This is a genomic window from Candidatus Jidaibacter acanthamoeba (assembly GCF_000815465.1).
In the GTDB taxonomy this organism is placed as follows: domain Bacteria; phylum Pseudomonadota; class Alphaproteobacteria; order Rickettsiales; family Midichloriaceae; genus Jidaibacter; species Jidaibacter acanthamoebae.
Genome location: NZ_JSWE01000234.1, coordinates 1 through 10,845, shown reverse-complemented (window position 1 = coordinate 10,845; position 10,845 = coordinate 1). Strand labels below are relative to the sequence as shown.

Here is a 10,845-nt window from a genome sequence, read left to right as displayed (position 1 = left end):
TAGGATATGCAAGGGTCTCAACCCAAGAACAAATTTAGATTTACAGCTAAATGCTTTGAAAGAAGTTAATTGTGAAAAAGTATTTATTGTGAAAGCATCTGGTGCACAACGTGAACGCCCTGAACTGAAAGCTGCATTAAGTTATATGAGGTCGGGGGATGTGCTTGTAGTCTGGAAGCTCGATCGTTTAGCAAGATCACTAAAGCAATTAATTGACACAATTGAGTTATTGGAAAAGCAAGGTATTGGCCTTTGCTCATTGGCTGAAGCAATTGATACTACAAATTCAGGCGGGAAATTAATATTTTATATATTTGGTGCATTAGCTGAATTTGAACGCTCACTTATTCGTGACCGTACAATGGCCGGATTAAAAGCAGCACACCTACTTGGTAGGAAAGGAGGGCGGCCTCCTGCACTTACTCAAGAAGATTTAGTAGCAGCAAGAGCGTTGCTACGTGATTCTAAGATTACAGTCGAAGATGCTGCAAGGCGCCTTCAGATATCACCTGCTACTTTATATAGGCACTTACCTGTAGGAAGAAGTTCTGTTAATGAATAAAGACAGATTAAACGTATGGAGTTTTATATGCTGTGCATAACTAGAAACTTTCTGCACCTAACTTTTTTAGTTAAGTGCTCCAATAACAAACTGCTCTTCCTATACAATCCCTAAGCCTTCTTTATCTAATTCTATCTTTTGTTGCTCTGCCTGGATTTTTGCTGCCCAAGAATCTATCTTACTCCTAGAAGGATTTACAATAAACTTATCAGAGAATTTATTAGGTACAGCATCAATTTCAATTGCATATACCAGTTCGTCAGGTAAGATCAGCTTTTTCTCTGATATATCTGAGAATTGTTTGTAATTAAGAAGGGTATTTGCTAAATATTGAACCAGAATATTAAGAAGCTTAGGTACTTTAGTTTGATAAGAAGTCACTCGTGTAAGTAAGCTCTTAATGCTTTCATTAGTTGTTAACTCTATGGCAGTCTTACCATCATTATTTTTTTGATGGACATCCGCATTATTTTTTATCAAGGTAATCGCTATATCAAACTCGCCATTTTGAGCAGCAATCATTAATGCTGTTGTACCATCATTAGCTTTCTCATTAACATTGGCATTGCTATTTAAAAGTATTTCTACTACTTCCTTATAATTTTCTAAAGTAGCAAGCATTAATGCTGTATCACCATCATTATTCTTCATATCAATACTAGCATCACTATTTAAAAGAACTTCTACGATCTCTTTATGTCCTTCTACAGCAGCAATCATTAATGCTGTTTCACCATTCTTATTCTTTATATCAATACTAGCACCACTATTTAGAAGAATTATTAGGGTTTCTTTGTCCCCGGCAAAAGCAGAATTCAATAGTGCCGAATTACCATTATTAGCTTTCTCATTAATACTAGCATTCCAATTTAAAAGAGTTGTTACTATTTCTTGATTTTCTTCTTCAGCAGCAGTAATTAATGCTGTATTACCATTATTATCTTTCTCATCAATATTTGCTCCACTTTTTAATAGTGTCTCTACATTTTCATTATGCCCCTGATAAGCAGCAATAATTAAGGGGGTATGTCCTGTTTGGTTCTTCACATTTATATCAGCACCGGCATTAATGATTTCATCTATAGGTTCCCCTTTTTTTACTAAATCTATTAATTTACGGTTCTTTTCATCCTGGATTAATTCCCAGAGTGCATCTAAACCTTCTTTCATTTTTATCCTTTATTATAAGCGTGTATAAAATCTAAATAAAGTAACTTGTATATTAGCTTTTATATCTATTGAAATAACATGACTAATTAATTATATAATAAAAGTATTTGCCCTATTTAAGAGGAAAATATAAATATAAGTCAATATAAACTCAAGGTGATATAAGTATATTTTAAAAATATTAGTTTATATGTATTATTGCTTAATTATTATTTGAACAGCTAATCCACTGAAAGCATTATACTATATTTGGAAGGGAACGAGGGCGGCCTCCTGCACTTACTCAAGAAGACTTAGTAGCAGCAAGAGCATTACTGCGCGATTCTAAGATTACAGTTGAAGATGCTGCAAGGCGATCTCACCTGCTAATTTATATAGGCACTTACCTGGAGGAAAGAGTTCTGTTAATGAATAACTATATTCTTATTAAAGTAACACTAATTCCATAAAATTAATAATGATCGTTTAAATCACAAAGTATTATATAAATTATTAAATAAAGGTGGCATATTGATAGAAATAACAATTGCTTTTCTTTTATGATACTGCTAGCAAGTAAGTTAATATTAAAACAAACTGTATAATAACATGGAAGCAATCGAGTCTTTAAAGCAAGAAGAAATGAATAGGATGTTTGGTATTAATAAAAAATACTTACCGTTTATAATAGTTTTCGCATTTGTATTATATGCATGTTATGAAAGCATATATTCGTTAGTTGTTGGTTTTGATATTCGCCATCTTCCTTATAGTTTTTCAGATATGATAGCACCTATATTAGGTTTTACAGGGGCTATAATTAGTGCTTTCCATCTTAATAAGTTTATGGAGTATATAACCATTAAGTCTAACCACCATAAGGTCGTTAAATATGCTATTAAGTACTGGCCACTATCTCTTATAGCAATATATGCTTTGTATCCTAAATACATTACCGAAGTAATTCTCAATATACCAGCTGTGCTTGTTTTTATCTCATATTGGGTTTTAAGTGCTGTTTTCTCCGAATTTAAGAGAGGAAATAATGCTAGATTTATTAGAAGCGAAGAGGTTAATTTATTTGTAAGTTGTTTGTTAATGATTGTAGCGGTTACCATTTATGCATACACGAATGCAACAATAGGTCGTAAGGGATTAAGAGTATCAAAATCAGAAATAATATTAGGGGAAATAGGTAATAATAGAGTCGTTAGAATATTTGAAAAAGGCGTATTACTTGCAGATAAGACAACAAATGAACTTAAGTATGAACGTTTCCAAAAGACTAAATAAACATTAGTAGGAGGTAAGCTCTGAAGCTAGAGTTGGGGATTTGGAAGTGGAGAAGTGATAGTAGGTACTATACGGTAAGGCTACAGCAAAACCTGTTTAACGAATGGACACTAATAAAGTCATGGGGAGGATTACAAAATAACTTAGGTAATCTAGCTGTACAGACTTTTAATCATATAGATGATGCAACCAAAGAAATAGAAAATATTAGAAAAAGAAGGGTGAGTAGACACTATAAAATAGTATAACTCTCTGCAACACATCTCTTGTAATGCTTTATATATTTAAATAATAATTGAACTATTATATTTATATTTCAATAAAACCTAATAATTTATCAGTATATGTAAGAAAAACGAATTTATACTTGAGTGGTTCCATGGTATGATTATGTGGTAATTTAATATGAAAAAGTAAAAATGAGAAAAGGTTATCAAGGTAATAAGCATTATTCAGGGAATAGACCTCATAGAGGAGAAGGAAATCAAGATCATAAAAGAACTCAACATGAACAACCAAAGGAATATAGAAGATTGGATTCAATTGCTCGCCTTATCTGTGGTGAGGAAAAATGTGCAGCTGTAAGTTTATATGAGGGAAAGCTCCTTGTAGCAAGTAATAAAGGTACTAATACTCACTTAGTACAAAACTATATGAAATTTTTTCAATACATCGTGAAAAACAATCTTTCATATAATGATGCTTGGAAATCTAAAGATATGGTTAAATGGAGAAAGAAACTAAGAAGTGAATCAATTTATGAAAAATATAAAGATCATGAAAGCCCAATAATTAGTGAAATTATTCTTTTAAGAACGGACTTAAAAGAAACTAAGGGTAAATTATTAAGTATAATGAGTAAATTAGATGAAATGAAGAAAGAATTACTTAAAGTTGATCAAAAATATAATAGTTATATTCAGGATTATAGCTCATATAATGAATATAAAAAGGCTTATGATAGCAGGCAAGATTTTAAGCAAGCTGTAACGATGTCAAGATCAACAGATGCTCAAATATTACGTGATAAAATAAAAGAAATTAAAGATAAAGAGAGAGAAATATTCAAACTTTTAGACATAGACATTACTCCTAAAAAACTTAAAAAAGCTTTAGAGAAATATTCATGTCAAAATACAAACGCTCTTATAATAAAAAAGATCGAAAATATAAAAAAAGGTATAGCTGATAATGAATTAGAATTTCAGCGACTTCAAAATAAAGAGATAAAATTGGAAAAAGATATAGAAAATAAATTTAGGAAATTATCTGAAAAAATGTTTAGTGATATTTCTAAAGTTATTGAATTTTTAACAAACGGAAATACATATAATATTCCTTTGCGGCAAGCACTAATGGAAGATTACATAGATATAAATAAAGAACAAGAATATAAACCCAGTATGTCTAATGGCATTCCCGATATTTCTATTGGTATTCATGCAGAAATGAGAATATTAGAATATATTGATAGTTCAAGGAGAAGTTTGTTCAAACAAAATCCAGCTATTTATATAGGTATCTCAAAACTATGTTGTCGAGATTGTGCAAATATTGTCCAACAGATAAATAAAAAAAGTAAAGGTATAAATACAGAGGTTGATGACCAATCTATTAAACAAGTTGTTGAAACAAGAGGATTTCATAATAACCAATATCCATGGCCTACACCTCCTTTTGTTGAAAAATATCATTTTAAATTGTTAAACAAGGCAGAAACAAAAATTGGTAAAGCAAAAGAAATGCATTCAGATTCGGAATCTTCTGCTATGAAAACCGAAGAAAGCAACTTAGAATACCTAGAACCACTATTTCCTGAAAGAAGGCTAAACCATCATTCAAATGTTGAGGTTTATGAGAATATAATAAGAGCTCCTTTTGTAAGTAGGGTGGAAAATAATTTCACCCAAGCAAGAGATTATAGTACACAAACGAATAGAGGTAGTAAAAACCATACCAATGGTAATCAATATGCGAGTAACCAAGAAAAAAAACCCTTAGCAAGGTAGTAAAGCAGAACACATTAGAAAAACACAGAATCAAGCTTCAACTCATAAAGGAAGCCGAGGTCATTAATTTATCATGATATTATCTTTGAAGGGAGATGTTAGATATAATACTTTAAAACATTTATGTATTTAACATATGCATAACTCTATAAATAAGGAGTAGAACATTGCTTTACCAGCGGTGTTCTACTTTTATCTATATCTAAAATTTAATTTTTTTATCTAATTAAACATGGACCAGCGGGAGCATTTGAACAGAAAATTACGGTTTGGGACTATAAATTATTATTCAAACCGTAATTTTTGACATGAATGAGCCTAATACTCCTAATTTTACAGCATAGCATAATTTCCGGGTTATTAGGCCTTATATCAAAATTAATATTGACATTAACGCTTGTAATAATATACCCTACAGGGGTATAGTATAAAAGAAAAAGTATTTATGACTAAAAAAGACTGCCATAAACATCCATCATATAAGGATGAATTGCCAAGACTTAATCGTATCAATGGGCAATTGGACGGTATAAAGAAAATGATAAATGAAGAGCGATATTGCCCTGAAATCCTTACCCAGCTTCGAGCTGTACGTTCAGCTGTCCGTAACTTAGAGTTACTGCTACTTGAAAAACACATATTAAGCTGTGTTTTTCAAGCTTTTCAGTCTACTGATACAGAGGATCAAAAACAGAAAATCCAAGAAGTCAAAGAAATTCTAAAAAGATTTGAATAACTAGGTAAATTTATAATTAATTTATCTTATGTCACCATAATTGTATTAACAATTTTCTTGAGGGGAAGAATGATAGCTGAAAATGTAGAGGTAAAAGATTTAGTATGTGGAATGAAAGTAGTTCCGTCAAATACTATGTTTAATTATAACTTTAAGGGTACTATTTACTACTTCTGTAGCAAACTTTGTTTAGAAAAGTTTCAGGCGAACACTAGTAATTATATAGAAACTGAAAACCATTCTTGCTGTCATACCCATAAAAAAGATATTACCGAAGTAGTAAAAGGTGCTATTTATACCTGCCCCATGCACCCTGAAGTAAAGAAAGCTGGTCCAGGTATTTGTAATATTTGCGGTATGGCATTAGAGCCAGAAAATTTGTATAGCGCTGAAGAAGATAATAGTGAGCTGAATGATATGTCTCTTCGCTTTAAAGTGGCAGTTATATTATCATTACCATTATTAATTCTTAATATGGGAGGGCATTTTTTTAAGAGCGAATTGTTGCATTGGCTAATTAATAGCTCTCACTTTAATTGGTTCCAGTTGTTGCTTGCCACTCCTGTAGTTTTATGGTCAGGATTTCCTTTTTTCCAACGCGCTTGGTTATCTATTCGGACATGTAATTTAAATATGTTTACACTAATTGGCTTAGGTATTGGGGTTGCTTATGTTTATAGTACATTGATTACTATTGTACCTAGTATAATAACTAGCTGGGTTGGCAGCAATAAAGCAATTGATGTATATTTTGAACCTGCAGCAATAATTACAGCACTTGTATTACTGGGGCAAATTTTAGAGTTAAAAGCACGTTCTTATACAAGTAAAGTTATACGGCAGTTATTTGAGTTAGCGCCAGAGACTGCTATTATTATAAACTCAGATGGCACTGAGCAAGAAGTTGCTATAGCGTATATCCATACAGGAGATATACTTAAAGTAAAACCAGGTAGTAAGATACCTGTTGATGGTATAATAGTTGAGGGTAATAGTACAATAGACCAATCCATGGTTACTGGTGAGGCAATACCTTTAGAAAAAGGTATTGGAGATCCTATTATAGGCGGGACTATTAATGGCACAGGTAGTTTCACGATGCGTGCAGAAAAAGTAGGTAAAGATACAATGCTTGCTCAAATTGTAGATATGGTTTCTAAAGCACAACGCAGTCGTGCTCCTGTACAAAGACTTGTAGATCTAGTTGCAGCCTACTTTGTACCAGTTGTGATTATTATAGCTATGATTACTGCTTTATCTTGGTATATATTTGGTCCTGAACCTGAAATTGGCTATGCTTTATTAACTAGTATTGCTGTGCTTATTATTGCTTGTCCATGCGCTCTAGGACTAGCGACACCTATGTCTATTATGGTAGGTACTGGGGTTGGCGCTCGTGAAGGTATTCTTATTAAAGATGCAGAAGCTCTCGAAACTTTAGAAAAAGTTGATACCCTTGTTGTTGATAAAACAGGTACTTTAACTGAAGGGAAGCCTAGATTAATGAATCTTCTACCAATAGGTAATAGTCTAGATCATATTGAACTTTTGACATTTGCAGCAAGCTTAGAAAATGGTAGTGAGCATCCTCTAGCTGAATCAATTGTTAAAGCTGCACAAGCAGAAGGGGTTATCCTAAAGCCTTATAGTAATTTTTCATCAATTACTGGGAAAGGAGTAACTGGACTAATAGAGAAGCATAATATAGCGCTAGGCAATAAAGAATTAATGTATTCATTAAATATTAATACAAGTATAGCAGACACTGAAGTTCAGAACTACCTTCAACAGGGCCATACGGTTATGTATTTATCAATAGATAATCAACTTATGGGAATTATTACAGTAGCTGATGCAATTAAACCAACAACTAAAGCCGCAATACAGGCTCTACAACAAACTGGAGTCGAAGTAATAATGCTTACAGGAGATAACCATATAACTGCTAGTGCTATAGCAAAAGAAATTGGTATAAATACAATAAAAGCTAATGTACTACCGGATGATAAATATAATTTTATTAGTGAGCTTCAAAAGCAAGGACATAAGGTGGCTATGGCCGGAGATGGTATTAATGATGCCCCGGCTCTCATACAAGCTGATGTTGGTATAGCTATGGGAACAGGCACAGATATAGCCATAGAAAGTGCCGGAGTTACTTTAATGTCAGGTGAGTTAAATGGTATAGCTAAGGCTATAAGTCTTAGTCGTATTACTATGCGTAATATTCGCCAAAACTTATTCCTTGCATTTATTTATAACACGCTTTTAATTCCAGTTGCAGCTGGTGCTTTTTATCCTGTATTTGGGTGGCTACTTAACCCTGTAGTTGCAGGTGCAGCAATGGCTCTAAGCTCAGTATCTGTGATTCTTAATTCAATTAGAATTTCTAAGATAAAGTTATCTAATTAATAATTTGATAATTTGGCAATTGTTTATTCCTACCTAAGCGAAGCTAATACAAAGTAAGGTAAAATGGTAAAGTCTAAAATAATGTATATTACTTTAGACTTTCTTAGAAACTAAATATATATTGATTTTTACCCAAATACCTGTCTATAATACTGGTACACTGTATCAAAGTATATATAAATTTTTATTACTGGTTAAAATATACTTTTAAAGTAGTTATTTGATGAAAATTGGTTATGCAAGAGTTTCAACTAGAGATCAAAGTTTAGATTTACAAATTGATGCCTTAGAAAAAGCAGGCTGCGAAAAAATCTATACTGAGGTTATGAGTGGAGCTAAATCTGAACGCCCAAAATTGCAAGAAATGCTTTCTCAGTTGCGTAGAGGTGATGTGGTTATAGTATGGAAATTAGACCGGCTTGGATGTTCTTTAAAGCATTTAGTAGAGCTTGTTAGCTGGTTTATTGAGCAAGGGGTAGGCCTAAGAAGCTTACATGATCATATTGATACTACTACTTCACAGGGACGATTGATATTTAATATATTTGCCTCTCTCGCTGAGTTTGAACGTGATCTTATCCAAGAACGTACAAGGGCTGGCTTGAATGCCGCTAGAGCTAGGGGGAGGCTTGGTGGTAAACCAAAAGGATTATCTAGAGAAGCTGAATCGACTGCTTGTGCTGCTGAAACTCTTTATAAAGAAGGTAAATTAAGTGTTAATCAGATTATAAAGCAGCTGGGAATTGCAAAAGCAACCTTTTATAATTACTTACGAAGAAGAAATGTTCCAGTCAGTAGTTATAATAAAAAATAAATTAAAAGCCTATCTTAATATACTAAATGAGAACAACAAATGAAGGATTTCTAAATTCACGACAGCGATATCAACCCATAAGTATGCCCCAAGAATTCTCTGATGAGGAAATGGCACGGGATTGGACATTATCTGCTGCAGATAAGCACGAAATTAGTAATTATCGCAAAATATTTAGAACATTCATAGCATTACAATTATGTGCACTTCGATTATATGGTCGCTTTATTAGTAATACTAACACTGTTTCTGTACGGATTATCAACTACTTAAATGAGCAGCTAAATTTACCGCCATCATTAGCTATTATGAGTCCAGAACGAGATGCTACCTTTTCTGAACAGCGTAAAAGCATTCTAGAATATTTAGGTTTTCGCAAATATGACGAAAATATACAAAATCAGCTTATTAAATGGCTGCATGTTTTAGCTAAGCAAGGAAATCTGCCAAATGGGTTATTCGAAAAAGCAGAGCATTATCTGCTTACGACGCGGGTAATCTTACCTGGTCCAACAGTTCTAGAGCGATTAATTATTAGTGTTTGTGGGGAAGTCCACCAGCAATTATTTGATACTCTTTATCAAAGTCTTCCTGCTAAACTTAAAACTGAAATTGACAGCCTATTAGTAATAAAAGCAGATATCCAGGCTTCCCCCTTTCAGTTACTAAAAGAATATCCACCATCTGCAACTATTTCATCCCTGAAGTTCCCCCTGTTGTGTAGACGAATGTTGTCTATGTATAATTATTATAATAAAGGTTTTCAAACTCATTAGGAGATAAGTATCCTAAAGAAGAATGTAGACGTTTATTGTTATACCAGCACTCAATATACTCGAATATACCGGTTTTAGCATCATGTAAATTATAGAATTTACAATTTATTTCAGTTTTCAAAGTACTAAAGAAGCTCTCTGCAACTGCATTATCATAACAATTACCTTTAGCACTCATACTACAGCTGATTTGCTTCAAAGCTAAGATTTTCTGAAATTTACCGCAAGTGTATTGGCTACCTCTATCAGAGTGAAATATCAAGCCATGATTTATATCTCTTCTGCTTATAGCCTGGTCAAAAGCTTTGATTATGAGATTAGTATCTATTTTAGAGTCTAGTGCCATACCTACAACTTTTTTGGAAAACAAATCCAATATTACTGCCAAATATATCCACCCCAAAGAAGTAGGTATATATGAGATATCGCTAACCCACTTTTCATTAGGTTTATTACACCTGAAATCTTGCTTTATCAGATTTTCTTTTATTTCTCTAAGAGCAGGTTTATGCCTTATCTTATATCCGCCTTTTCTTTTTGCCTTAATATTATGTATTCTCATTAAGCGCTCTACTCTTTTCCTGTTTACCTTTTCTCCTTTTAATCTCAGTTCGGCATAAATCCTCGGGCTTCCGTAAGTACTGCGACTATAGCTATATATCGCCTTAATTTCCGTTACTAACCTTAAATCTTTATCTTCTTTTCTCTCAATCTTACTATTTAAATATTTGTAATACCCGCTACGCGATACTTTTAACATTTTAGCCATCCTCTCAAGTTTAAATTTATCTTTATATTTCTGCATAAATTTAAACCTTTCTACTTTTTCCCTGAAAAGATGGCTAAGGCCTTTTTTAATATTTCTCTTTCTTCTTTTAGAATAAGATTTTCTTTCCTTAGTGCCTTTATTTCTTCTTTATTTAAGCTGCTTTCACCCCCTAAGCTCTCTCTTCCTTTCATCCATAGAGCCAATGTACTCCTAGGTATCGACAAATCTCCCGATATTTCACTATATGTTTTGCCGCTATTTCTAACTAGCTTAACTGCTTCTTCTTTAAATTCCTTACTATATTTCCTCAGTTTACTCATTCCTT

General features: G+C 32.8%; 11 protein-coding genes. 8 read left to right on the top strand and 3 right to left on the bottom strand.

The features are described from left to right. Positions 1 to 562, top strand: a 562-nt coding sequence (locus tag NF27_RS10745; RefSeq protein WP_239647845.1) for a recombinase family protein, incomplete at its 5' end; no start/stop codon positions are given. A gap of 99 nt (positions 563 to 661) precedes the next feature. On the opposite strand, the gene NF27_RS10740 is transcribed toward NF27_RS10745, so the two are convergent. Next, complete coding sequence (locus NF27_RS10740) at positions 662 to 1,732, bottom strand: ankyrin repeat domain-containing protein (protein WP_039459559.1); 1,071 nt, start codon at positions 1,730 to 1,732, stop codon at positions 662 to 664. A gap of 588 nt (positions 1,733 to 2,320) precedes the next feature. On the opposite strand from NF27_RS10740, the gene NF27_RS10735 reads away from it, so the two are divergent. The 7 genes from NF27_RS10735 to NF27_RS10705 all read left to right on the top strand — a co-directional run bounded on the left by NF27_RS10735 (position 2,321) and on the right by NF27_RS10705 (position 9,751). Then, positions 2,321 to 3,004 (top strand): hypothetical protein, encoded by a 684-nt coding sequence (locus NF27_RS10735; RefSeq protein WP_039459556.1) that lies wholly within the window; start codon positions 2,321 to 2,323, stop codon positions 3,002 to 3,004. 32 nt (positions 3,005 to 3,036) lie between these two features. Next, positions 3,037 to 3,252, top strand: coding sequence for a WGR domain-containing protein (locus tag NF27_RS10730; protein WP_039459552.1), 216 nt, complete (start codon positions 3,037 to 3,039; stop codon positions 3,250 to 3,252). A 171-nt stretch (positions 3,253 to 3,423) separates the two neighbouring features. Next, complete coding sequence (locus NF27_RS10725; protein WP_039459549.1) at positions 3,424 to 5,013, top strand: nucleic acid/nucleotide deaminase domain-containing protein; 1,590 nt, start codon at positions 3,424 to 3,426, stop codon at positions 5,011 to 5,013. Between the two features lie 445 nt (positions 5,014 to 5,458). Next, entirely contained in the window at positions 5,459 to 5,749 is a 291-nt protein-coding gene (locus tag NF27_RS10720; protein WP_039459546.1) for a metal-sensitive transcriptional regulator, read from the top strand. 69 nt (positions 5,750 to 5,818) lie between these two features. Next, positions 5,819 to 8,161: a heavy metal translocating P-type ATPase gene (locus NF27_RS10715; RefSeq protein ID WP_084212979.1), complete on the top strand. Its 2,343-nt coding sequence runs from the start codon at positions 5,819 to 5,821 to the stop codon at positions 8,159 to 8,161. A 223-nt stretch (positions 8,162 to 8,384) separates the two neighbouring features. Further along, positions 8,385 to 8,975, top strand: a complete 591-nt coding sequence (locus NF27_RS10710; RefSeq protein ID WP_039459543.1) for a recombinase family protein — start codon at positions 8,385 to 8,387, stop codon at positions 8,973 to 8,975. Between the two features lie 26 nt (positions 8,976 to 9,001). Further along, positions 9,002 to 9,751, top strand: a complete 750-nt coding sequence (locus NF27_RS10705; RefSeq protein ID WP_039459541.1) for a DUF4158 domain-containing protein — start codon at positions 9,002 to 9,004, stop codon at positions 9,749 to 9,751. Here NF27_RS10705 and NF27_RS10700 read toward each other — a convergent pair. Both NF27_RS10700 and NF27_RS10695 read right to left on the bottom strand, forming a co-directional pair. After that, positions 9,711 to 10,610, bottom strand: a complete 900-nt coding sequence (locus NF27_RS10700; protein WP_239647846.1) for an IS3 family transposase — start codon at positions 10,608 to 10,610, stop codon at positions 9,711 to 9,713. The genes NF27_RS10705 and NF27_RS10700 overlap by 41 nt on opposite strands. Further along, positions 10,571 to 10,845: transposase (locus tag NF27_RS10695; RefSeq protein ID WP_084212976.1), on the bottom strand; the 275-nt coding region annotated here is incomplete at its 5' end. The genes NF27_RS10695 and NF27_RS10700, both read right to left, overlap by 40 nt.